This is a genomic window from Pseudomonas sp. J452 (genome assembly GCF_024666525.1).
Classification (GTDB): Bacteria; Pseudomonadota; Gammaproteobacteria; order Pseudomonadales; family Pseudomonadaceae; genus Aquipseudomonas.
This window is the reverse complement of record NZ_CP088294.1, coordinates 2368442-2391502: the sequence shown is the minus strand read 5'-3', so window position 1 is coordinate 2391502 and position 23061 is coordinate 2368442. Positions and strand designations below refer to the sequence as shown.

Genomic DNA, 23061 nt, shown 5'->3' with positions numbered 1-23061 from the left:
GCAGTGGAATAATACCACCAGCTGGCAGCTGTGGAATATTTCAACTGAGATTTTTTAAGATCAATATGGAATTAACACAGGATAGAGCTAGGCATTTTATGTCTATAGTCGGGCACCGCGAGGTGAGCGAAGTGACAGGCATAAAAGAGGAGCGCTGCAAAACCATTCGTTATGATAAGCGCGCAAACCTTAGAACAAATGAATTAGACATTATTGCGAGCCACTACCCTCAGTACTCGCTATGGCTAAGAACAGGGCGTATTGATCCTGATAATGGGGAAACTAGCCCTGACTATGACGAAGCTCATCGAAACTTGAGCAGTCCAAACGCGGGATAGCAATCACGCAAGAAGTTGCTAGGCGCTGGTACGCCCGCCGACGAGCCAAGGAGTAGCCCCCATGACCCGCGACGGGTGCGAAACAATCTAGTGACGTTTAATCTAAGTAGATGTGAATATTTTGAGTGTCACATCATAGTCGTTTGCGGTACCAACCCAGTCTTCAATCAGCTGATATGCTTGAACAACTTCTGGGGGAGCAGTTACTCCGAGCGTCATAGAGTTAATAAAGCTATTTTTAGAAAAAGATCGACCAACAACAATCCAAATCTCTTTCTTACACTGAAGCGATTTTCTCCTACTGCAAATCAAATCCCACACCTCCTGCGAGGTTGAACCATCTGCTGCAGGAGCATGCGAAATCACGCCATTAAATAATCTATACCGTGTTGAAAGAGGGTATCCAGAAGTAGAACTCGGCCACGAACTATTCCACATACCGAAATTACCCGGAACCTGCTGATCATTATTAGAAACAAGGTAATGGATATTTTTTATTGCTTGGCTACCGACTTCAGCGATAGCACCCGCCGGGGCGCCTGGATTAGCCGTGTCACCACATTTCACATGAACAAAGCAAAGCTTATCTGGTGACGACAATATGAAATCGCACGGCTCAGTGCTCATATCAGCACATATCACCAAGTCGCAGCCAGGAATATATCTCGCAAATTCACCAAGATCAGAAAACACAACTCCAGGAGCGCCGCTATTTCTGAGAAGATCCAACTTATAAAATATCGATTCAGGACCAAACTCGCCCGCAACCGTATTTATGTAATTCCCATGACCATCCGAAACGCCTTTTTCTTTTATATTTGCATCTTGTAAACATGGCACGCCAAATAGCACGGAACCTGCCCAAGAGTCCTCAACACTAATACCTTGTTCGTAAGGGAGAGAAAGACGATAGAAAGAACCTAGGAGATAAGTCGTCCCATCCTCAAAAAGAACCTTAATCTTACGGTGAGAATTAATATATTCAATTATTGGATAAAATTCAGCGATACCAAGTGAGCCTCCCACCAACCCTACAGAGAACTCGACTCTTTCGGCGTCGTACTCCAACTCCAAATCTATCGATTCACCATCAATTAAAAGCGTAAATATTGGTCCTCCATCAATATAATAGAACTCGGGACTCACGACACCATTACGAACTTCAAGCGGGCCATCGAGATCAGAGAAATCCAAAATTATTGATATGGGATCACAGGCTGGACGGTCTGCGCTAGGCTGAGCATAGGACTTGATAAGTCTACCTACGCTTCCGCCTTTATGCATTTGGTCGACGACTGTATCTACCCACTGAGATAAATCTTGGAGGGTGAAATTACTTTCCTTTTGATCCGCAACTCGTCCCGATCTGGCACCAACATAAAAGCTCTTACTCTTTTTACCATCCAAACCGTAATTATCAAACCTCAACATGGAAAGAGCATACTTAGAGTTACGTTGGGTTGCCTGGGCACTACCTAAATCAGCCCCCTTTTGCGCTACCATTTCCGGCCGTTGATCAGCGCTACCAACAGCACGGGCATGCGTTTCCTTTATCGACCGATATGGGGTGAAGGCCGCCAGCGATGTTAATTTTCCAATATCTAGCGAGGCCCCTAATCCATATGCCGACTGATTATAATATCGACCACCACCACTATCATATATAGCAACACAATCACCAGCATCCTTTACAACAATAACATCCAACTTAGGTTCAAAAAACAATTTCTCAGAAAAAAACCGTGAACTCTTGAAGGAGACATAAATTATTAACGACAAATCTATTACGTCACGATATTCCTTTACAAGCGCCCCCGCGCCGTGCAACTCCCAATAGAGCTTATCCATAAATAAAGGCAGAGAAAAACCATCACTTTTCTGAACAAAACAAACAGACGCCATGGGTATATTAATATCATCCAAAGGAGATACTTCACCCAAATCCAAACGCTTTCTAAAACGACCAGCAAAATAACTATATTGCGGGAATCCGTTCAAAAAGCCCTCTATGAGATAGCTCGTACTAAGCGATCTAAGAAAATCTCTCGCCCCATTATCTGATGAGATATAGGTATCAAAAGCCAAATACCCGTCCCACATCCCCTCATTAGCACCAAGTGCCATATCAACAACAATCGGGGTACTGCCTTCAAAGTTTCTTACTACCCGTCCAACAGACTGAACAAGCTCCCTACCACTACCTAAAGAATAAGTGAGAATCAGTAACTTTGCCTCGGGTATATCCACTCCCTCATCAAGCTTATGCTGGTGAATAATTACGCGAGCACCCTCAACTTTCAAAGCGTGAGAGACACTTTTAAATTTAAAGTCCACTCCAGGATTTACAACCCTATCATGAACACTAACAGTAACAAACTCCTGCGATAGTAGGCCATGGAATACAAGTATGTCATCCAAACTCTTACACTTGACGATACATTTCAAACTTGGATTATCATTGAGAAAGCCGCGAACCACTGCAAGCAAGTTACCAACTTGCTCTTGATGGAATTCAGGCTCCACTATAACGCCATCGAGACAAGCCTCGCGAAACGTATAAACGAAATATTTGTCAGTGCTTACATTGAGCTCAAAAAGATCATTCCTATATGGAGTCGCGGTAACAACCACTTTCACCGCACGACTCTGACGAACGATCTCCCGCCACACTGGAGATGGTTCAGAGTGCCCCTCGTCTACAACAATCAAATCAAACCCAGCCTGAACACCTGCCAGATCCTCATCACTTAATGTGGATAATTTTTGAAAAGTAGTAATATAAACACCATTACCCTGATCAAAATCATTGTCCTTATATGCAGCCTTCAACTCCAAATCATTATCTTTTAAAGTCTGGCGAAAGAACCTCTTTGAAATCTCCCGATAGAGCTGGGTTTTAACTGCCTTCCTATGGCAGACAACAAGAACTCTTTGTTCATCACAAAGGTGCGCAATAAGAGCTATGACACCGGTTTTACCAGCGCCAGTAGGCAAGTTTACTAGAAAGGCCTTTTCTATATCGCCTGACTGCCTATAGTCGACAAAAGACTCTAGAGCAGACCGTTGGCAACCTCTAACTCCGTCACCCCGGTCACGCAAGTAGTCAATAATTTTTTGAACCACAAAGCCCCCTAGATATTTCTTATGCCCTTACATAGAGGATATTTAGAGCATCCCCAGAATCGGTTACCGATATTCAAACCACGTTTGGCTGTACGTAGGACCATGCTGGATTGGCAATTAGGACATTTGGCGTCCTCCATGCCATGGCCGGCCTCAGCCTTAGCTCCGCCAGGCTCACTCCTTTGATTGCCAACAGAAGCCAACCACAACCGCAACTCATCACCTTCAACCAATACGATATTAAGCCCAGCTGAAAAACTCTTGGCCTCGCTTGTCATCTTTCCCGAAGTAACGACAAACCCACCAACAGCCCCTTGAGCTGCCATTACTCCGAAGAGCTCACGAACAACACTTACACCAACTTTCAAAGAGCGCCAATGCTTACATTGAACGAGATATTTCTCTCCATCCTTGTGAAGAACAATATCTACACCGCCATCCGGCCCCGCTCCTCCCAGCTCGGAAACCACATACCCCTTTTGGCGGAAAACCTCCCCGATTAATAGTTCGAATTCACGCCAGCTAATGCCATCAATTATCCGGCCCGGATTAATTGCAGAAGAAACATTCGCTAGTAGTCTCCGGCGATGAAGTCGGGTAAATACAGAACCAATTGAGCCAAAGACGAAAGCAAGGGGAAGCAGGTATTGGCCACCCATAGCAAGAGAATGAAACAGAGTAGAGGTCATCTGCGCCGCCATCTGATGCGGGTCAGTTACTCGAGGAATGGGAGAAGTCGCGTAAGCGTGAAGAAAGAGATAGGAGGCGAGAGCCAGGATCAGAGATAGCCACCAAGGAAGGCGGCTAGCGAGTTCGATCATGTTTTCAAAGGCTGAAGTTCTTCTACTGCGAGCCATCCTTACCCCTAATGCGATCCTTGCATTGGCACATTGCCAGTACGGATAAGCTAGCTTGTGAGTCGGATCACGTAAATAGGGAAGGTGACTACATCGGCAGCTTTTTCTGAAAAGCTCTGGCGTAACGGGAGTGAGAGAAGGCTAGAAGGCCCATGCTATGGGCTTGTGGGGCTTACTCTGGCGCCACTCAGGTGATTCATAATGCTGGGGTCCGGGGTTCAAGTCCCTGCGTAGCCACCAAACAAAACAAAGGCTTACCTTCGGGTAGGCCTTTGTCGTTTCTGGGATATTGACTACATCGTGCCTACCCCACCGCCCCATGCGCAATACGCCTATCCCTTACCGCCATGCCAGCGAGCACAATGAGGACATAGGCAGCAGGGCCACCTCCAAGCATGAAAACGAATTTAGCTTCCTGGATATTGCCAGGCACTCCCGCCCGAACAACTACCACCCCGAAGGCTATGAAACCAATCAAGAGCCCTGTCCAGATAGTCGGGCTCAACGTTTTCAGCCTTTCTCTGCGATGCCAGGACAGTAGCCTGAAGCAGGTTATCAACCCAACGCCTGCGCCAAAATACCAAAAAATGAAACTCGCATTTGGGCCACCCGCCTTATTCGAGAACAGCATGACGAACAGAAACAGAATCAGGGACATCACGTAAAAAGCACTAGTGGGGCCTAAAAAAACGACCGCAAGTGCGATATCCAGAATCTCTGACCACGAGCTTTTAGTCTTAGCCTGGAAAGCCTTATCCATCCCTGAACCCTATATGCGTTAAACCCTTTTTCGTTTAGCACTCGCCACTTTGCGGAAAAGGGGACTTGCGGAAAAGGGGACTGATTGAACCACCCCTGATATTTCGGCTTGAGCGATGAGGTCATTAATATCGAGTCGTACAGTGGGCTCACCACGTCGAGCACACACAACCTCGACTAGGCAGGCATCGTCGACGGCCCCAAGCATAGCCTCGTACAGTGCTGGGGGAACGGCATAGAAAGCCGGTTTGTTCCGATGGAGGATCAAGACCGCTGCGCCAGCCCCCTCGCGGATGACGCGCAGCGGGTTGCGTTTCAGATTAGCTATGGATGCGGCAACATCAGTCAGCACTGCAAATGCCATTGCTTAGCCCTCACGCAAAAACCAGCTTGCCTACCTGCTGTAGGTCTACATTCTGGCGGGCATTCCATAAATCGTAGGCATCCTGCATAGCTAGCCAACTTTCAGGCGAACGGCCGAGAGCTACCGACAGGCGCAGGGCCATTTCAGGCGTTACGCGACTGGTGCATTTCAAGACACGACTCAAAGTCGATGGTGCTACACCCAGCTTTTCCGCCAGCTCACGACCGCTGATGGCGTTCGGCTCCAGGTAGATATCGGTGATGAACTCACCAGGGTGCGGAGGGTTGTGCATATTCATCAGTGGTAATCCTCATAGTCTAGGACGTAAGCGTTTCCGTCGCGAAATTCGAACGTCAGCCGCCAGTTGCCATTCACCATGATCGACCAGCGCCCTCGCTGCTCACCCTTGAGCGGATGCAGGCGAAAGCCTGGGATGTCCATATCATCGACAGACAGGGCTGTATCCAAAGCAGCAAGCTGCAACCTCAGCCGCTTGGCATGTGCAGCCTGTACGCCAGCCGTGCTACCCGTTTCGAAGAGCTTACGAAGCCCTTTGTGCTGGAAAGACTTGATCATTGGCAAAGCTTAGCATGTTGCGCAACACGCAACAGCGGAGAGAATCCCAAAGCGAGCTGGGAAACCATCAATGCAATCACAGAAAGCTTATGCGTTTACTTGTAACAGGCCGTCCCAGTTGGGCTAACGGGGTGGGACCCGGCGCTGTACAGTGCGGCGGAGCTTCTGCATAATTCGCGGCCCGCTTTCATGCCCGGATGGCGAAATCGGTAGACGCAGGAGACTTAAAATCTCTCGGCCGCAAGGTCATGCCGGTTCGAGTCCGGCTCCGGGCACCATTCTCTTATCTACCCAGATTCTTTATTGCCGCGTTCTGGTGCGCTTAGATTTCGCCACCCCCTTTAACTCGGTTGGTGGCTTGTTGCGTACGGCCAGCCAACAAGAGACCGACAAAGATCATAGCCCCGCCAATCCAATGATAGCTCTGCAAGCCCTCCCCCAGTAGCAGCCAGGCCAATAGCGCGGTGAATACCGGCATCAGGTAGTTGCTCATCGCGGTACGCGCCGCGCCGAGTTCACGCAGGCCGATATTCCACAAGTGATAAGCCAGGACCGAAGCGAAGAGCGCGGTATAGGCAATCGCCGCGAGGTTCTCCAGGCTTGGCTCGAACCGCGCGCCCTGCCCAAGCGCCCAGGCATAGAGGGGCGCCAGCATCAGCAGGCCGAGCAGGATCAGCGCGCCGAGCAAGGTGAAGGGTGGAATCTGGAAGTAACGGTTCCAGCGCCGCAACAACAGGGAGTAGAGCGCCCAGTCGAGGGTTGCCAGCAAGATCAGCAGGTCACCCTGGGCAAACGACAGGGTGCTGAGCATCTGCCAGTTGCCCTGGGCGATCAGCCAGATCAGACCGAGCAACGCCAACCCAAGCCCGACCCAGGCCCGCCGTGCCGGCCATTCGCCGAGCAACAGGCCGGCGCCAATAAAGGTCGCCAGCGGCAGGCAGGTGCTGACCAGGCTGAGGTTGATCGCCGCGGTGCTCAGCGCCGCCGTGTAGAGCAGGCAGTTGTAGAGCGTGATCGCCAATAGCGCCGCGACCCAGAGGCGCCAGCCGGCGGCGCGTAGGGCTTGGCGGTAACGCCACAGCGAGGGGGCGACAAAAGGCAAGACGATGGCCAACGCCACAGCCCAGCGCCAGAAGGCCAGCGACAGCGGCGGGATCGGGCCGCTGAACGCCCGCGCCACCAGCGAGTTGCCGGCCCAGAACAGGCTGGCCAGGGCCAAGCCGAGCCAGGCGAGTAGTTGGGCGCGCGGCACCTCAGGACTGGCCGGCCGGGCGCAGGCGGTACTGCGGCGGCAGTTGCTCCAGGCCACTGACGGTGACGTTGAGGTTCTTCCAGCGACCGTCCTTGATGCCATAGATGCAGCCGTGCACCGCCAGCTCCTGGCCGCGGTGCCAGGCGTTCTGCACGATGGTGGTGTGGCTGACGTTGGCGACCTGGTGGATGACGTTGAGCTCGCAGAGGCGGTCGACCTTGTCTTCCTCGTCGGCGATGGCGGCGAAGTGCTCGCGCTGCTCGTAATAGAGATCGCGGATCGAGCGCAGCCAGCCGTCGATCAGGCCGAACTGGCGGTCCTGCATGGCCGCGCGCACGCCGCCGCAGCCATAGTGGCCGGTGACAAGGATGTGTTTGACCTTGAGCACGTCGACCGCGTACTGGATCACCGACAGGCAGTTGAGGTCGGTATGCAGCACCACGTTGGCGACGTTGCGGTGGACGAAGATATCGCCCGGTAACAGACCGACGATTTCGTTGGCCGGCACCCGCGCATCCGAACAGCCGATCCAGAGGAACTCGGGCGTCTGCTGCTTGGCCAGCTTGACGAAGAACTCCGGGTCCTTCTGGTTGACTGACTCGGCCCAGCGCGCGTTGTTGTCGAACAGGTGCTGCAGATCATTCATGGCTAATCCTCCAGGCTCGCGCCGCACCATACGGAGCGGCCTGGACTTTGACAAGCAAGCCGCGGTTCAGGCGCCGGCCGGGCTCGCGCCAGCGGCCTCCCCCGCAACCACGCCGCTGAGCAGGAAGCGGCTGTCACCGAGATAGCCGACGTGCAAGTCCTGCCCTTGTGGCAATTCGCCTTGCGGCTCGATCGGGTAGTGATTGAGCAGGTAGTCCTCGGGGGTCAGCTGCAGCTTCTGCCCGTTCATCAGGGTTGCCGCGGAAGCAATCAGGAAGCCCGCCGAAGCGATGGGGCCTGGATAGAGCTGGATCATCTGGAAAAAGTCCGGCCCGCTGAACGTACTGACCATGACGCTTTCCGGACCAAAGATCAGGGTCAGCACGCCAACGATCAGCACGCCGTAGCCGATGAAGCTGAGGAGGGTCGCCAACGACGGGCTCTCGTTAGCCAGGCGGTGCTCTTCGTAGAAGGTCGCGAAACCGGGCACCTCAAGCTGCAGCGGCAGGGTGCCGAGATCAATATGGATGGCGGACGGGGGACTCTGGTTTGCCTGTTCCATGGCAATCACTCCTTTTAGATGGAGCGCCATTCTATCCGCTGGTAGCCACTCGCTTGTGCCAGCGCGGGCCCGAAAGACTGGTTTTGCCGAACAGTACTCAGTCGAGCAGCGTGCAGGCCATCACCAGCGCATCTTCGCGCCCCCCCGCTGCCGGGTAGTAGTCGCGGCGCCGGCCGATCTCGTTGAAGCCGTAGCGCTCGTACAGGCGATAGGCCGACTGGTTACTGGCACGTACTTCGAGGAAGCACTCGCCAGCGTTCAGCTGCATGGCCCGGCGCATCAGGTGTTCCAGCAGCTGCAGGCCGTAGCCCTTGCCCTGGCTCTGCGGGCGCACGGTGATATTGAGCAGGTGCGCCTCGTCGATGATCACCTGGATGATGCCGTGGCCGATCTGCTCGTCGCCCTCCAACATTACCCAGCAGTCGTAGGACTTGAGGCCATCGGCGAACAGGTTGCGGTTCCACGGGTGGCTGAAGGCGGCGGCCTCGATCTGCACCACGCGGTCGAGATCCGCCTCAGTCATCGGGCGAAAGCTGATGGCGCCACTCATACAGTCGGCTTCCAGCGCTGCATCACCCGGCGCATGGCCTGCCACAACTCGCGCTTGCGCTCAGGCTCGTCCATCAGCAGCTCCAGCCCCGGCAGCGCCCAGGCCGGGCCGAGGCCGTCGATGGTCAGTTCGCGGTTGTAGCTGTCGGCATCGCCTTCGCCGGCAAAACGTATGGCGGGCAAACCGATCAGCCACAGGCAGGCGCAGGGCTGGCTTTCCAGCTGGCCGGCCAGCACGCCCTGCACGTAGTCACGGGCCGCATCCGGGCCCTGGTCGAGGTTGCCGCGCGAGAGCAGCGGCCAGCGGATCGGCGAGCCGTCGCCGACCTGTTGCGGGCTGTCCGGCAGGCCGGCGGCACGCAGCAGGTCTTTCAACAGCAGATAGGCTGGATCGCGGCTCTGGAAGGATTCGCCGGTGGGCAGCTCGACCAGCACGGCGCAGTCGCCGGCACGCAGCAGCTGCAGGGCAAAGCGCGGCGGCGCCACAGGTGCAGCCCGGGTCGGCGCCGGGGTTTCTTCTGCTTCGCTCGCGGTCGGTTCGGCCTTGATCATTGGTTTGGGCATCGGCACTGCGGGGCGCGGCACTTCGATGCTCGGACGGGGTGCCGGAGCATCTTCGCGCACCGTTGCAGGCGCGGCAGCCGCTACCGGCGGCGCGACAACCTGCGGCTCCGGCTCGGGCAATTGCTGCAGCAGCTCGGCCCGCGATGGCGCAGCAAAGGGCAACACACTGCGCGGCAGCCAGCTGACCACCTGCATGGCGGTCAGATAGGCACGGCGACGGGCTTCTTCGATCAAGGTAGAGAGTTCCTGTGGCGGGCAGCGGGCCCACTCTGATGGGCGGGAATTGTGGCCTGAATCGCCGCTTCGGGGAAGGCCGACGGGCGTTTCGACACCCGGTCGGCCAGCCCCTTACCTTTGCAGTACAATTCCGCGCTTTATAAGAAAGCAGCCTGCAGAACGGATGCCCAAATGATTGACCCCAAGCGCGTACTGCGCGCCCTCGCCGAGCACTGGACGCTACTGGAACCGCTGTGCGAGCGCTTCGATGCCGGCACCCTGAGCCTGGTGGAGTTGCGCAACCAGCTCGGCGCGCAGCTGCCTGCGGGCAGCCCCGCTGACATTACCGCCCTGCTCGACCAGTGGATCCGCCTGGATATCCTGGTGCCGGTGGCCAAGAGCCCCAATCGCTTCGAGCTGAACGCGCAGATCCATGACTTCCTCGCCTACCTGCGGCGCGAACACCGCCTCGGCCTGTGCCTGGAAATCGAAGCCTACCTGCGCCATCTGGAGCGCCTGGCCGGTTATATCCAGGACGCGTTCGAAATCCGCGACGGCAACGATCTGGCCCGCCAGCTGCGTCTGCTCGATATGCGCGTGCGCGATGTACTGAAGAAGCTCGGCAACGACGAGCAGGCGCTGATCGGCGTGGCCGAACGGGCCAAGACCAGCGACCGGCAGATTCCGCTGCGCCAGCGCTACGCCGAAGTGCTGGCGACCTGGGACGAATACGTTGAGCCGATGATCCAGCTGGTCGCCGCCGACGGCGCCTTCGAGCAGGGCGTACGGCGCGTCGAGCAGGTGCTGCTCAAGCTGCTCGGTGAACAGCAGCGCCTTGGCCAACTGGTCGACGACGACCTACTGCTGCGCACCCACGCGCGCATCCTGGAAATGCAGACCACCGCCCAGCTGACCCTGCGCAAGGCCCGCGAGCTGCTGCTGCCGCTGCGCGAGGAAGCGCGCCGGCACAACGCCGTGACCCGTGGCGCGGCACTGGCCCTGGCGGCAATCCGCAAGAAGGGCCTGGACGCCGTACCGCAGGCTTCGCTGCCGCTGCACACGCGCCCGCAGAGCACCTTCCTCGGCACCGCCTCGCAGGTCGAGGCGTACGTCTACGCCCTAGCCCGCTTCGAGCCCAAGCCGTCGCAGTTCCCCAAGGCCAGCGCCACGCGCAAGGGCGAACCGCAACGCGCGCCGCGCACCGCCCGCGAGATGATCGAGCGCTGCGAGCAGGCCCTGCCGCTGCCGGACCTGATGGTCTGGCTGCTGGAGCAGGAACCGACCGGCGCCACCGACGAATTGCTCTACTGGTTCTCGCGCCTGTCCCGCGATAGCCGCTTCCAGCGTGAACGCCTCGAGCGCCGCGATTACCTCACCCGCGAGCATCAGGTCAGCCTGAGCTCCTACGCCCTGATCAAGCCGGCCGGGACCACTGCATGAATATCGACCTGAAAGAACTGACCCAGCTGGCGCCGATCTTCCGCGAGCTGTTCAAGGGCTACCACATCAGCCGCCGCGACCCGGAGCTGTACACCCAGCTATCCAACCTGCAGGACCAGTACCGCGCACTGTTCAAGTCGCTCGGCTACGAGCTGACCTGCGACACCCGCGGCTTCTACTACTTCGTCCCCGAGCAGATGGGCGCCCAGGTCAACAAGACCGCCCAGCGCCTGGCGCTGTTCACCTTCGTCCTGGTCGAGCACCTCGCCGACCAGGGCCGCGACCCGCTGGCCGTGCTCGACGGCGGCAGCCTCGGCCGCGACGAGCTGCCGCCGCTACTGGACAAGTACAAGGACCTGTTCCTCCAGGCCGAAGTCACCACCCAGGAAGAACTGGAAGAGAAGGTCATGCGCCGCCTGACCCAGCTCGGCTTCGCCGGCGAGGACAACGGCGTGTACCGCTTCCTCGCGCCGATGCACCGCTTCCTCGACGTGTGCCTGTCGGTGCAGCAGGACCGCGACCTCGCCGCCAGCCTGCACAGCGCCCTGCCCCTGCCGACACCGGTACTGGTTGCCGATGAGGTCGAAGACGACATCGTGATCATCGAGCCGGCCGAAACAATCGCCCTCGAAGAAAACGAGGAAGATGCCCTGGCTCGCGCCATGGCCGAAGAACGTGAAGCCCAGGAGATCGACGCATGAGCCAGGAACGCTACGGCATCCGCCGCTTCGCCCTGCTGAACACCGCCGGCTACAGCCTCGGCCTGTTCCCGCTGGAAAACCCGCTGTCGGTGTACGGCGCCAACAACCTGGGTAAATCGGCGTCGATCAACGCCCTGCAGTTCCCGATCCTGGCGCGCATGTCGGACATGAGCTTCGGCAAGTACAGCCTGGAAGCCTCGCGCAAGTTCTACTTCGCCAGCGACACCAGCTACATCCTCGTCGAAGTGTCCCTGCCCCACGGCCCGCACGTGATCGGCGTGGCCGGTCGCGGCCCGGGCGGCGGCTTCGGTCACCAGTTCTTCGCCTACCGTGGCGAGCTGGACCTGCAGCACTACCAGAGCAACGGCACCTGCCTGCGCCAGCGCGAGCTGTTCAACAACCTCGGCCAGGCCGGGATCGTCGCCTATGAACTGAAGCCCGATGAACTGCGCCGCCTGCTGGTTGGCGGACATACTTCGATCCCGCTGGACCTGACCCTGATTCCGCTGCGCTCCACCAGCGAGCAGAGCCTGAAGACCTTCCGCGCCCTGTTCATCAACCTGCTGCATATGCGCGAGATCACCGCGGCCAAGCTCAAGCAGCTGTTCCTCGATGCCTTCGAGCACAGCCTGCGCTCCGGCAGCGTCGACTACATCGCCGCCACCGAGGAGGCGTTCCGCGACGTGCGCCGCATGGAGCAGGACTACCAGGCGCTGGTCACCGCCGGCCCGCTGATCGAAGCGCTGTCCGCCGGCGTGGCCCAGCGCGAAGTACTGCGCGGCAAGCTGCATCGCCTGTCGCCGCTGCTGGATAACCTGCTCGGCACCTGGCAGGACTACTCCGGTGCGCGCCGTGACGAGCTGCTGGCCCAGCACGAGCACTACCGTGGCGAGCAGGACGGCCTGCAGCACGAGCAGCGCGGCGGCACCCAGGAGCTGATGCGCCTGGAACGCGAGATCAGCGAAATCCAGCGTTGGATGGGCGAACTGGCGGTGCTGAAGAACCGCTTCGCCCTGGTCGACGACGTGAAAGTGCTGGAAGCGCAGCTGCTCGCCGCCAAGGACGCCCACGACGAACTGGCCGGCGCCCTGGCGCAGTCGCGGCAGTTCTCGGCCGAGGACCTCGACGAGCGTCTGCGTGACCTGGAAAAACGTCTGAAGTCGGTCAAGCAGCAGCTCGACCACGCCGACAACAACAGTTACTCGCGCCTGCGTGAGGAGTTCAGCCAGGCCGATGTCGATCGCCTGATGCGCCTGTTCAACGGCCAGCTGTTCAGCCTGCCGCTGGGCGAAAAAGGCATCCAGGCCGAGGGCGACGACTGGGTCAAGGCGGTTGAGGCCGTGCTAGATCGCTTCAAGGGCGATCACTTCGAAGTGCCCGGCCTGTCCATCGACCTGTCGCATATCGAGCCGCCGGCCCTGCAGGCCCTGGCCGACCGCGCTGCCCTGCGCGACCAGCGCGATCGCCTGGAACGCGAGCTCAAGCAACTCAAGACCCAGCAGGCCGTGGCCGCCGACCGCGCTGCGAGCAAGGCCCAGGCCGAGCAGCTGTACAAGGACGTGCTGGATGCGCAGAAGGCGCTGGAAGACTTCCGCCGCTGCCAGACCTTGTCCGTCGAGGACGCCAGCAAGCTGGAGCAGCTTGCACAATTGGAGGCCGCCCAGGACGAGCTCAAGCGCGCTTCGGATGCTTTTACCGAGCGCGTGCAACAGCTGTCCGCCAAGCTGCAACTGGTCGGCCGTCAGTTGGCCGATCTGGAAGCCAAGCAGCGCACCCTCGAAGATGCCCTGCGCCGCCGCCAACTGCTGCCGGCCGACCTGCCGTTCGGCACGCCGTTCATGGACCCGGTCGACGACTCGCTGGACAACCTGCAGCCCCTGCTCAACGACTACCAGGACAGCTGGCAGGCACTGCAGCGCATCGACGGCCAGATCGAGGCGCTGTACGCTCAGGTGCGCCTGAAAGGCGTGGCCAAGTTCGACAGCGAGGACGACGTCGAGCGTCGCCTGCACCTGCTGGTCAACGCCTACGCGCACCGCCAGGACGAGGCCCTGACCCTTGCCAAGGCCAGACGGGCGGCAGTCACCGACATCGCCCGTACCCTGCGCAATATCCGCAGCGACTACGACAACCTGGAACACCAGTTGGCGCTGTTCAACCGCGAGATCAACAAGCGCCAGGTCTCCAACCTGGAGAGCTTCCGCATCGTCCTCGCGCCGAACAAAGACGCGCTCAAACACATCGACCAGATCATCCACAGCGCCGGTAAGTACGAGGAAGGCGAGACCCTTTCGGTGTTCGATCTGCAGCAGAGCGGCGATCAGGACGCCAAGAACGAGGAGGCCAAGGAGTACCTGGCGCGCCTGGTCGCGGCCAACCACAACCAGCTGGGCCTCAAGGACCTGTTCGAACTGGCGTTCGAGATCACCAAGGTCGGCGGCCAGCCGGTGATGCACACCGACATCGACGGCGCGGCGTCCAACGGCACGACCATGACCATCAAGGCGCTGACCAACATGTACCTGCTGCTGCACCTGATGGACCGCGAGCAGGCCGGCAAGGTACGCCTGCCCTACTATCTCGACGAAGCGGCGGACATCGACGAGCGCAACCAGCAGGCGCTGATCGAGACCAGCCTGCAACTGGGCTTCGTGCCGATCCTCGCCTCGGTGAAGCCGCAGGTCTCGGCCCATGTGGCCATCGACTTGGAAGGTGGCAGCGGGCCGAACGGTATCTACATCGACGAGGCGGACTGGAAGTACATCAAGCGCCGCGAGGTGGTAAAAGCCGCCGAGCCGGAAGGCCAGCCGGCCTGAGGGTAGCCCGGATGCAATCCGGGAGTAGAAACGACAAGGGCCGCTAATGCGGCCCTTTCGTTATCTGGCGATCGATCAATCGTCGCGCTGGTCTTTGAGGATCTGACCGTTGGTGGCATCCAGTTCCAGATCCCACTGCACGTTCTGCGCATCACGCAGCTCGACCTGATAGATGTAGCGACCGTATTCCTCTTCCAGCTCGGTTTCCTCGACCTTGCTGCCGGGGTGCTTGGCGATGGCCGCTTCGTTGAGTTTCTCGAAGCTCTGGATGGTACCGGCGTCGCGCAGTTTCAGCGCTTCGTCCGGACCCAGGTCGCGGGCCTGGGCGATACCGGCAGTGGCAGCCAGGGTGGTGATGGCAAATAGGGCAGTCAGCTTGTTCATGTTCAGTCTCCGCTAGGGGTAGTTGGTTTCGACAGGAACCAAGATAGCCAAGTCGACTTAACTCAAACTGAATCTGCCCGATTCCCTCACTTCACTTGTCCAGCACGATCTTCGGCGCCCACTTCAGCCACTCTTCGTTGACCTCGTCGTTCAGCGCATAGGTCTGCCCTGGCTGGGCCGGCCCGCCCATCAATGCATTGTCCGGGGTGGCAAAAGCAATACCGCCTTCCAGCAAGGCCTCAAGGGATTCCGTGCGTACTTTCACGCCCTTGAACAACCCGGCCTCGACGCCAATACCGCTGGCATTCCAGAAACGCGTGCCACTGCGCACCAGGGGGGCATAACGCGGTTCAATCAGCGCGTGGATCAACACACGATCAGAGGTTGGCCCCAACTCGAAATGGGTCACCTTGCCCACCGGGACTTCCCGATAGCTCACCACCACGCCCGGTTTGATCGAGCCGCGGCGAGCGGTGCTCAGTACGACGCGCAGACCCGTTTCGCGCACGTCAGCCGTTGGCGCCTGCATGCGCGCCTCGAAATAGGCCTGCGGCTTACCAGCCTTGTCTGCGGGCGATACCTCCAGATACTGGCCACTGACCAGAGTTTCCAGATTGGCAGTACGCGCCAAACCAAGCTCGGGCTTTACCACCCAGAAAGAGCTGCCAACGCTGGCAATCCGTGTGGTCGCCTTGGTGATCCGCGCATTGAGCAGCACGGCCTGCAGATCATCGGTCAGCTCGACGGTTTCAACCTTGCCCACCTCGATGCCTTTGTAACGAATCGGTGTACCGGGGTTGAGCCCATCGCCACTGGCCACCTTGATCTGAATGGTTACGCCTTCCTGCAGTGCTTTGTCACGATCCTCATGCAGCGTGAAGCGCTGGATCTTGCGACTGACTGAAGCACTCAGATTTGGGGTGTCGAAGGCAACGCCACCTGCCAGCAAACTCTGCAAAGACTCGCTCTTGACCTTGATCCCCGAGAGCCCGCCGGTAAGGCTTATGCCACTGGCATTCCAGAAGCGTGTTGAGCTGTTGACCAGCTTGGCGTACTCGGGCTCGATGTGCGCTCCCAGAACCACGCGTTTCTGATCTTTGGCAAACTGGTAACTCTGGATGCTGCCGACCTTGACCTGGCGATAGAGGATGGGACTGCCGACTTCCAGAGAGCCAAGAGTGTCACTGAACAAAACCAGATGCAGGCCTGGCGCGCCCAAATCGAGAGGCGGAGCTTTGTCGCGAGCAACAAACTCACGAACCTGTGCGCCTCCAGTTTCGCCTGGGCGAATGGCAATGTAGTTACCCTTGACCAGGGCTTCCAAACCCGTGATGCCGGCTAAGGAGATCGACGGCTTGACCATCCAGAAATCCGTTCCCTCGACCAGATAGTCCTCGGTACGTGGGTCCAGCATCAGCTCGACACTGGCACCGCCCAGATCCTGGTCGACCTTGAAGGTCTTCATATGGCCAACCTGAATGCCCTTGTACATCACCGGCGTTCGGCCGGGCTCGAGACCATCGAAGTCATGCAGCTTGAGCGCAACCTTGATGCCGGCCTGTGCGTCATCAAAGTCTTCATAGAGACGAAACGGTAGGCTCGGGTCAGTCGGTGGACTGTCCTTGCGGTGCTCCGGCGTGGCAAAGGCGATGCCGCCTGCCACGATGCTTGCCAGCGACTCGGTACGAACTTTGACCCCAGACAGACCAGCATCGATGGTGACACCGCTGGCGTTCCAGAAGCGCGTATGTTTGCGTACCAGAGAGGCAAACTCCGGCTGGATGAACAGCTTGATTTCAACCGTGCTCTGGTCTTCGGCTAGCTTGTAGCTCTTCACTCGCCCAACCTGGATCTGCTTGTAGAACACCGGGCTGTCACGGTTCAGTGAGCCGAGACGATCAGCCTTGAGCGTCAGGTGAAGCCCAGGAATGGTGTCTGCCAGTGGCGGCGGCTCGATCAGAGCCGTGAACTCGCGAGTCGGCTCGCCATCACCCGGACTGGCCGTGATGTAGTTACCGGAGACCAAGGTTTCCAGACCGGTAATACCCGCCAGTGAAACACTCGGCTTGACCAGCCAGAAGCGGGTATTGCTGCGCAGGTGTGGCTCAACACGCTTATCCATCTCAATGGTCGCGCGCACGCCACGCTTCTTGCCGCTGTCGTCAATCTCCAGCCCGATGACCTTGCCAATCGGCATACCTTTAAAGATCACCTCAGTCTTGCCGGTCTGAATCCCGTCGCCGCTGGGGAAATACACCTGAATCTCGATCCCGGCCTGATTGTAGGCACGCCAGCCCAACCAACCGCCGATCAAGAGGGCAATCAATGGCAACACCCAGATGGCAGACCAGCTGGTCGTTCGGCGAGTTTTGGCTGTTTTAAGCTCGGTCATGATCGAGATCAGACTCCATTCCGGAACAGATATAGACAGGGAGAAAACTCTCCCAGAAGCAAGAAATGACAGACGCAGAAACGCGCTATGCAGGCAAGAGTAGAGCAACAAACCAGCAAGCGCTGCAAGACAAGAAGCGCCCCTACGCTCCCGTCCCGGGCTATGGCCTTGAGCTTTTCTTTCGCACAAAGCCAAACCCCCAACCCGTTTTCACGGATTGGGGGTTTGGGGATAGGAGCTTGACGATGACCTACTCTCACATGGGGAAGCCCCACACTACCATCGGCGATGCGTCGTTTCACTACTGAGTTCGGGATGGGATCAGGTGGTTCCAACGCTCTATGGTCGTCAAGCAATTCGGTTGCTGTCTCGGTGTTTAGTCGCTACAGCTAATTGGGTATGTGATATCAGTTGGTAGTGCGTGTTCAGGCAAATTTTCGGTTTGTCGACTTCTGTCGAGACACACAAACAGCAAATTGTTTGGGTGTTATATGGTCAAGCCTCACGGGCAATTAGTATTGGTTAGCTCAACGCCTCACAGCGCTTACACACCCAACCTATCAACGTCGTAGTCTTCGACGGCCCTTTAGGGAGCTCAAGGCTCCAGTGAGATCTCATCTTGAGGCAAGTTTCCCGCTTAGATGCTTTCAGCGGTTATCTTTTCCGAACATAGCTACCCGGCAATGCCACTGGCGTGACAACCGGAACACCAGAGGTTCGTCCACTCCGGTCCTCTCGTACTAGGAGCAGCCCCTCTCAAATCTCAAACGTCCACGGCAGATAGGGACCGAACTGTCTCACGACGTTCTAAACCCAGCTCGCGTACCACTTTAAATGGCGAACAGCCATACCCTTGGGACCGGCTTCAGCCCCAGGATGTGATGAGCCGACATCGAGGTGCCAAACACCGCCGTCGATATGAACTCTTGGGCGGTATCAGCCTGTTATCCCCGGAGTACCTTTTATCCGTTGAGCGATGGCCCTTCCATACAGAACCACCGGATCACTAAGACCTACTTTCGTACCTGCTCGACGTGTCTGTCTCGCAGTCAAGCGCGCTTTTGCCTTTATACTCTACGACCGATTTCCGACCGGTCTGAGCGCACCTTCGTACTCCTCCGTTACTCTTTAGGAGGAGACCGCCCCAGTCAAACTACCCACCATACACTGTCCTCGATCCGGATAACGGACCAGAGTTAGAACCTCAAAGTTGCCAGGGTGGTATTTCAAGATTGGCTCCACGCGAACTGGCGTCCACGCTTCAAAGCCTCCCACCTATCCTACACAAGCAAATTCAAAGTCCAGTGCAAAGCTATAGTAAAGGTTCACGGGGTCTTTCCGTCTAGCCGCGGATACACTGCATCTTCACAGCGATTTCAATTTCACTGAGTCTCGGGTGGAGACAGCGCCGCCATCGTTACGCCATTCGTGCAGGTCGGAACTTACCCGACAAGGAATTTCGCTACCTTAGGACCGTTATAGTTACGGCCGCCGTTTACCGGGGCTTCGATCAAGAGCTTCGCTTGCGCTAACCCCATCAATTAACCTTCCGGCACCGGGCAGGCGTCACACCCTATACGTCCACTTTCGTGTTTGCAGAGTGCTGTGTTTTTAATAAACAGTCGCAGCGGCCTGGTATCTTCGACCGGCATGAGCTTACGCAGTAAATGCTTCACCCTCACCGGCGCACCTTCTCCCGAAGTTACGGTGCCATTTTGCCTAGTTCCTTCACCCGAGTTCTCTCAAGCGCCTTGGTATTCTCTACCCAACCACCTGTGTCGGTTTGGGGTACGGTTCCTAGTTACCTGAAGCTTAGAAGCTTTTCCTGGAAGCATGGCATCAACCACTTCACGTTCTAAAAGAACGCTCGTCATCAGCTCTCAGCATTAAGCGCCCGGATTTACCTAAGCACTCTGCCTACCACCTTAAACTTGGACAACCAACGCCAAGCTGGCCTAGCCTTCTCCGTCCCTCCATCGCAGTAACTAGAAGTACAGGAATATTAACCTGTTTCCCATCGACTACGCATTTCTGCCTCGCCTTAGGGACCGACTAACCCTGCGTCGATTAACGTTGCGCAGGAAACCTTGGTCTTTCGGCGTGCGAGTTTTTCACTCGCATTGTCGTTACTCATGTCAGCATTCGCACTTCTGATACCTCCAGCAAGCTTCTCAACTCACCTTCACAGGCTTACAGAACGCTCCTCTACCGCATCACCTAAGTGATACCCGTAGCTTCGGTGTATGGTTTGAGCCCCGTTACATCTTCCGCGCAGGCCGACTCGACTAGTGAGCTATTACGCTTTCTTTAAAGGGTGGCTGCTTCTAAGCCAACCTCCTAGCTGTCTAAGCCTTCCCACATCGTTTCCCACTTAACCATAACTTTGGGACCTTAGCTGACGGTCTGGGTTGTTTCCCTTTTCACGACGGACGTTAGCACCCGCCGTGTGTCTCCCATGCTCGGCACTTGTAGGTATTCGGAGTTTGCATCGGTTTGGTAAGTCGGGATGACCCCCTAGCCGAAACAGTGCTCTACCCCCTACAGTGATACATGAGGCGCTACCTAAATAGCTTTCGAGGAGAACCAGCTATCTCCGAGCTTGATTAGCCTTTCACTCCGATCCACAGGTCATCCGCTAACTTTTCAACGGTAGTCGGTTCGGTCCTCCAGTTAGTGTTACCCAACCTTCAACCTGCCCATGGATAGATCGCCCGGTTTCGGGTCTATACCCAGCGACTAAACGCCCTATTAAGACTCGCTTTCGCTACGCCTCCCCTATTCGGTTAAGCTTGCCACTGAATATAAGTCGCTGACCCATTATACAAAAGGTACGCAGTCACCCAACAAAGTGGGCTCCCACTGCTTGTACGCATACGGTTTCAGGATCTATTTCACTCCCCTCTCCGGGGTTCTTTTCGCCTTTCCCTCACGGTACTAGTTCACTATCGGTCAGTCAGTAGTATTTAGCCTTGGAGGATGGTCCCCCCCATATTCAGACAAAGTTTCTCGTGCTCCGTCCTACTCGATTTCATGACTAAGAGATTTTCGCGTACAGGGCTATCACCCACTATGGCCGCACTTTCCAGAGCGTTCCGCTAATCTCAAAGCCACTTAAGGGCTAATCCCCGTTCGCTCGCCACTACTAAGGGAATCTCGGTTGATTTCTTTTCCTCAGGGTACTTAGATGTTTCAGTTCCCCTGGTTCGCCTCTTGCACCTATGTATTCAGTACAAGATAACCATCTTATGATGGCTGGGTTCCCCCATTCAGACATCTCCGGATCAAAGGTTGTTTGCCACCTCCCCGAAGCTTTTCGCAGGCTACCACGTCTTTCATCGCCTCTGACTGCCAAGGCATCCACCGTATGCGCTTCTTCACTTGACCATATAACCCCAAGCAATCTGGTTACTGTCTCAAACGTGAAGACGACATTCGCCGAAAATTTGCATAGAGAACACGCAAATTTTACCTTGACTCGATATGCTGCCAGTGAAAGCAACACATCGGTCTACTTCTATCACATACCCAAATTTTTAAAGAACAGTTCTGGCGCAAAGACCAGAATTCAATGCTTCATACATAAGCATTCAATTCTAAGCTTTCAGCGATTCAAGAGTTAATGGTGGAGCCAAGGAGGATCGAACTCCTGACCTCCTGCGTGCAAGGCAGGCGCTCTCCCAGCTGAGCTATGGCCCCATCTACGGACTGGCCACATCCCTTGACAATTGGTGGGTCTGGGCAGATTCGAACTGCCGACCTCACCCTTATCAGGGGTGCGCTCTAACCAACTGAGCTACAGACCCAATCGTCTTACTCTCGGGTAATAACCCAATCGCTTTTCGCAAGTGAATCAAGCAATTCGTGTGGGAACTTATGAAGAAGCTGAAGTCTTCGATTAAGGAGGTGATCCAGCCGCAGGTTCCCCTACGGCTACCTTGTTACGACTTCACCCCAGTCATGAATCACTCCGTGGTAACCGTCCCCCTTGCGGTTAGACTAGCTACTTCTGGAGCAACCCACTCCCATGGTGTGACGGGCGGTGTGTACAAGGCCCGGGAACGTATTCACCGTGACATTCTGATTCACGATTACTAGCGATTCCGACTTCACGCAGTCGAGTTGCAGACTGCGATCCGGACTACGATCGGTTTTATGGGATTAGCTCCACCTCGCGGCTTGGCAACCCTTTGTACCGACCATTGTAGCACGTGTGTAGCCCTGGCCGTAAGGGCCATGATGACTTGACGTCATCCCCACCTTCCTCCGGTTTGTCACCGGCAGTCTCCTTAGAGTGCCCACCATAACGTGCTGGTAACTAAGGACAAGGGTTGCGCTCGTTACGGGACTTAACCCAACATCTCACGACACGAGCTGACGACAGCCATGCAGCACCTGTGTCTGAGTTCCCGAAGGCACCAATCTATCTCTAGAAAGTTCTCAGCATGTCAAGGCCAGGTAAGGTTCTTCGCGTTGCTTCGAATTAAACCACATGCTCCACCGCTTGTGCGGGCCCCCGTCAATTCATTTGAGTTTTAACCTTGCGGCCGTACTCCCCAGGCGGTCGACTTAATGCGTTAGCTGCGCCACTAAGATCTCAAGGATCCCAACGGCTAGTCGACATCGTTTACGGCGTGGACTACCAGGGTATCTAATCCTGTTTGCTCCCCACGCTTTCGCACCTCAGTGTCAGTATCAGTCCAGGTAGTCGCCTTCGCCACTGGTGTTCCTTCCTATATCTACGCATTTCACCGCTACACAGGAAATTCCACTACCCTCTACCGTACTCTAGCTCAGTAGTTTTGGATGCAGTTCCCAGGTTGAGCCCAGGGCTTTCACATCCAACTTGCTGAACCACCTACGCGCGCTTTACGCCCAGTAATTCCGATTAACGCTTGCACCCTTCGTATTACCGCGGCTGCTGGCACGAAGTTAGCCGGTGCTTATTCTGTCGGTAACGTCAAAGTAGCAACGTATTAGGTTACTACCCTTCCTCCCAACTTAAAGTGCTTTACAATCCGAAGACCTTCTTCACACACGCGGCATGGCTGGATCAGGCTTTCGCCCATTGTCCAATATTCCCCACTGCTGCCTCCCGTAGGAGTCTGGACCGTGTCTCAGTTCCAGTGTGACTGATCATCCTCTCAGACCAGTTACGGATCGTCGCCTTGGTGAGCCTTTACCTCACCAACTAGCTAATCCGACCTAGGCTCATCTAATGGCGCGAGGTCCGAAGATCCCCCGCTTTCTCCCGTAGGACGTATGCGGTATTAGCGTCCGTTTCCGAACGTTATCCCCCACCACTAGGCAGATTCCTAGGCATTACTCACCCGTCCGCCGCTCTCAAGAGATGCAAGCACCTCTCTACCGCTCGACTTGCATGTGTTAGGCCTGCCGCCAGCGTTCAATCTGAGCCATGATCAAACTCTTCAGTTCAATACTGCTTGGGTTTTGAGAAAACCCTAAACTTGGCTCAGCAATCGCAAATAAACTCTTTGAATTCACGAAGAGTTACTTGTGTTGCTG

General features: G+C 56.6%; 15 protein-coding genes, 3 tRNA genes and 3 rRNA genes. 4 read left to right on the top strand and 17 right to left on the bottom strand.

The genetic code is table 11. From position 1 onward, the window contains the following. Positions 1 to 440: 440 nt before the first annotated feature. From LRS11_RS10815 to LRS11_RS10795, 5 genes are all read right to left on the bottom strand, one after another. Positions 441 to 3461 carry a DEAD/DEAH box helicase gene (locus tag LRS11_RS10815; RefSeq protein WP_260496802.1) on the bottom strand — a complete coding sequence of 1007 codons (3021 nt, stop codon included), beginning with the start codon at positions 3459 to 3461 and terminating at the stop codon, positions 441 to 443. 8 nt (positions 3462 to 3469) lie between these two features. After that, positions 3470 to 4318, bottom strand: coding sequence for a restriction endonuclease (locus LRS11_RS10810; protein ID WP_260496801.1), 849 nt, complete (start codon positions 4316 to 4318; stop codon positions 3470 to 3472). A gap of 304 nt (positions 4319 to 4622) precedes the next feature. Then, positions 4623 to 5078 carry a hypothetical protein gene (locus tag LRS11_RS10805; RefSeq protein WP_260496800.1) on the bottom strand — a complete coding sequence of 152 codons (456 nt, stop codon included), beginning with the start codon at positions 5076 to 5078 and terminating at the stop codon, positions 4623 to 4625. 373 nt (positions 5079 to 5451) lie between these two features. Further along, entirely contained in the window at positions 5452 to 5739 is a 288-nt protein-coding gene (locus LRS11_RS10800; RefSeq protein ID WP_260496799.1) for a HigA family addiction module antitoxin, read from the bottom strand. Further along, positions 5739 to 6017 carry a type II toxin-antitoxin system RelE/ParE family toxin gene (locus LRS11_RS10795; protein WP_260496798.1) on the bottom strand — a complete coding sequence of 93 codons (279 nt, stop codon included), beginning with the start codon at positions 6015 to 6017 and terminating at the stop codon, positions 5739 to 5741. The genes LRS11_RS10800 and LRS11_RS10795 overlap by 1 nt, the downstream gene beginning before the upstream one ends. A 191-nt stretch (positions 6018 to 6208) precedes the next feature. Here LRS11_RS10795 and LRS11_RS10790 point away from each other — a divergent pair. After that, positions 6209 to 6295 (top strand) — tRNA-Leu (locus LRS11_RS10790). A 44-nt stretch (positions 6296 to 6339) separates the two neighbouring features. Here LRS11_RS10790 and LRS11_RS10785 read toward each other — a convergent pair. The 5 genes from LRS11_RS10785 to LRS11_RS10765 all read right to left on the bottom strand — a co-directional run bounded on the left by LRS11_RS10785 (position 6340) and on the right by LRS11_RS10765 (position 9823). Continuing rightward, on the bottom strand, positions 6340 to 7269 hold the full coding sequence (locus LRS11_RS10785) for a DMT family transporter (RefSeq protein ID WP_260496797.1): 930 nt from the start codon (positions 7267 to 7269) through the stop codon (positions 6340 to 6342). Between the two features lies 1 nt (position 7270). Beyond that, positions 7271 to 7915 (bottom strand): carbonate dehydratase, encoded by a 645-nt coding sequence (can, locus tag LRS11_RS10780; RefSeq protein ID WP_260496796.1) that lies wholly within the window; start codon positions 7913 to 7915, stop codon positions 7271 to 7273. Between the two features lie 66 nt (positions 7916 to 7981). After that, positions 7982 to 8476 (bottom strand): hypothetical protein, encoded by a 495-nt coding sequence (locus LRS11_RS10775; protein WP_260496795.1) that lies wholly within the window; start codon positions 8474 to 8476, stop codon positions 7982 to 7984. A gap of 97 nt (positions 8477 to 8573) precedes the next feature. Next, complete coding sequence (gene rimI / locus LRS11_RS10770) at positions 8574 to 9026, bottom strand: ribosomal protein S18-alanine N-acetyltransferase (protein WP_260496794.1); 453 nt, start codon at positions 9024 to 9026, stop codon at positions 8574 to 8576. Beyond that, positions 9023 to 9823 carry an energy transducer TonB gene (locus LRS11_RS10765; RefSeq protein ID WP_260496793.1) on the bottom strand — a complete coding sequence of 267 codons (801 nt, stop codon included), beginning with the start codon at positions 9821 to 9823 and terminating at the stop codon, positions 9023 to 9025. The genes rimI and LRS11_RS10765 overlap by 4 nt, the downstream gene beginning before the upstream one ends. Positions 9824 to 9997: 174 nt before the next feature. Here LRS11_RS10765 and mksB point away from each other — a divergent pair, with 174 nt between their 5' ends. From mksB to mksF, 3 genes are read left to right on the top strand one after another with little or no spacing between them, the layout of a single operon-like run. Then, complete coding sequence (gene mksB, locus LRS11_RS10760) at positions 9998 to 11245, top strand: Mks condensin complex protein MksB (RefSeq protein ID WP_260496792.1); 1248 nt, start codon at positions 9998 to 10000, stop codon at positions 11243 to 11245. Then, the gene (gene mksE, locus LRS11_RS10755) at positions 11242 to 11946 is read left to right on the top strand and encodes an Mks condensin complex protein MksE (protein WP_260496791.1); all 705 of its coding nucleotides are present in this window, start codon (positions 11242 to 11244) and stop codon (positions 11944 to 11946) included. Before mksB ends, mksE begins: the two co-directional genes overlap by 4 nt. Then, on the top strand, positions 11943 to 14762 hold the full coding sequence (gene mksF, locus LRS11_RS10750) for an Mks condensin complex protein MksF (protein ID WP_260496790.1): 2820 nt from the start codon (positions 11943 to 11945) through the stop codon (positions 14760 to 14762). Before mksE ends, mksF begins: the two co-directional genes overlap by 4 nt. A 75-nt stretch (positions 14763 to 14837) precedes the next feature. Here mksF and LRS11_RS10745 read toward each other — a convergent pair whose 3' ends face one another. The 7 genes from LRS11_RS10745 to LRS11_RS10715 form a co-directional block, all read right to left on the bottom strand. Further along, on the bottom strand, positions 14838 to 15146 hold the full coding sequence (locus LRS11_RS10745; RefSeq protein ID WP_182835281.1) for a PepSY domain-containing protein: 309 nt from the start codon (positions 15144 to 15146) through the stop codon (positions 14838 to 14840). 91 nt (positions 15147 to 15237) lie between these two features. Then, positions 15238 to 17538, bottom strand: a complete 2301-nt coding sequence (locus LRS11_RS10740; protein ID WP_260496789.1) for a PqiB family protein — start codon at positions 17536 to 17538, stop codon at positions 15238 to 15240. A gap of 237 nt (positions 17539 to 17775) precedes the next feature. Then, positions 17776 to 17891, bottom strand: a 5S ribosomal RNA gene (rrf, locus tag LRS11_RS10735). Between the two features lie 138 nt (positions 17892 to 18029). Further along, positions 18030 to 20922 (bottom strand): 23S ribosomal RNA (locus LRS11_RS10730). 236 nt (positions 20923 to 21158) lie between these two features. Further along, positions 21159 to 21234, bottom strand: a tRNA-Ala gene (locus tag LRS11_RS10725). Positions 21235 to 21264: 30 nt separating this feature from the next. Continuing rightward, positions 21265 to 21341 (bottom strand) — tRNA-Ile (locus LRS11_RS10720). Between the two features lie 93 nt (positions 21342 to 21434). Further along, a 16S ribosomal RNA gene (locus LRS11_RS10715) occupies positions 21435 to 22971 on the bottom strand. Together the 16S, 23S and 5S rRNA genes with 2 tRNA genes alongside form the textbook arrangement of a ribosomal RNA operon. Positions 22972 to 23061 lie beyond the last annotated feature (90 nt).

What these genes read in the sequence shown, in the direction of transcription:
- LRS11_RS10810 (WP_260496801.1), bottom strand. Translation starts at nt 4,318, where the DNA reads ATGGCTCGCAGTAGAAGAACTTCAGCCTTTGAAAACATGATCGAACTC.
- LRS11_RS10805 (WP_260496800.1), bottom strand. Translation starts at nt 5,078, where the DNA reads ATGGATAAGGCTTTCCAGGCTAAGACTAAAAGCTCGTGGTCAGAGATT.
- LRS11_RS10800 (WP_260496799.1), bottom strand. Translation starts at nt 5,739, where the DNA reads ATGAATATGCACAACCCTCCGCACCCTGGTGAGTTCATCACCGATATC.
- LRS11_RS10795 (WP_260496798.1), bottom strand. Translation starts at nt 6,017, where the DNA reads ATGATCAAGTCTTTCCAGCACAAAGGGCTTCGTAAGCTCTTCGAAACG.
- can (WP_260496796.1), bottom strand. Translation starts at nt 7,915, where the DNA reads ATGAATGATCTGCAGCACCTGTTCGACAACAACGCGCGCTGGGCCGAG.
- LRS11_RS10775 (WP_260496795.1), bottom strand. Translation starts at nt 8,476, where the DNA reads ATGGAACAGGCAAACCAGAGTCCCCCGTCCGCCATCCATATTGATCTC.
- rimI (WP_260496794.1), bottom strand. Translation starts at nt 9,026, where the DNA reads ATGAGTGGCGCCATCAGCTTTCGCCCGATGACTGAGGCGGATCTCGAC.
- mksB (WP_260496792.1), top strand. Translation starts at nt 9,998, where the DNA reads ATGATTGACCCCAAGCGCGTACTGCGCGCCCTCGCCGAGCACTGGACG.
- mksE (WP_260496791.1), top strand. Translation starts at nt 11,242, where the DNA reads ATGAATATCGACCTGAAAGAACTGACCCAGCTGGCGCCGATCTTCCGC.
- mksF (WP_260496790.1), top strand. Translation starts at nt 11,943, where the DNA reads ATGAGCCAGGAACGCTACGGCATCCGCCGCTTCGCCCTGCTGAACACC.
- LRS11_RS10745 (WP_182835281.1), bottom strand. Translation starts at nt 15,146, where the DNA reads ATGAACAAGCTGACTGCCCTATTTGCCATCACCACCCTGGCTGCCACT.
- LRS11_RS10740 (WP_260496789.1), bottom strand. Translation starts at nt 17,538, where the DNA reads ATGACCGAGCTTAAAACAGCCAAAACTCGCCGAACGACCAGCTGGTCT.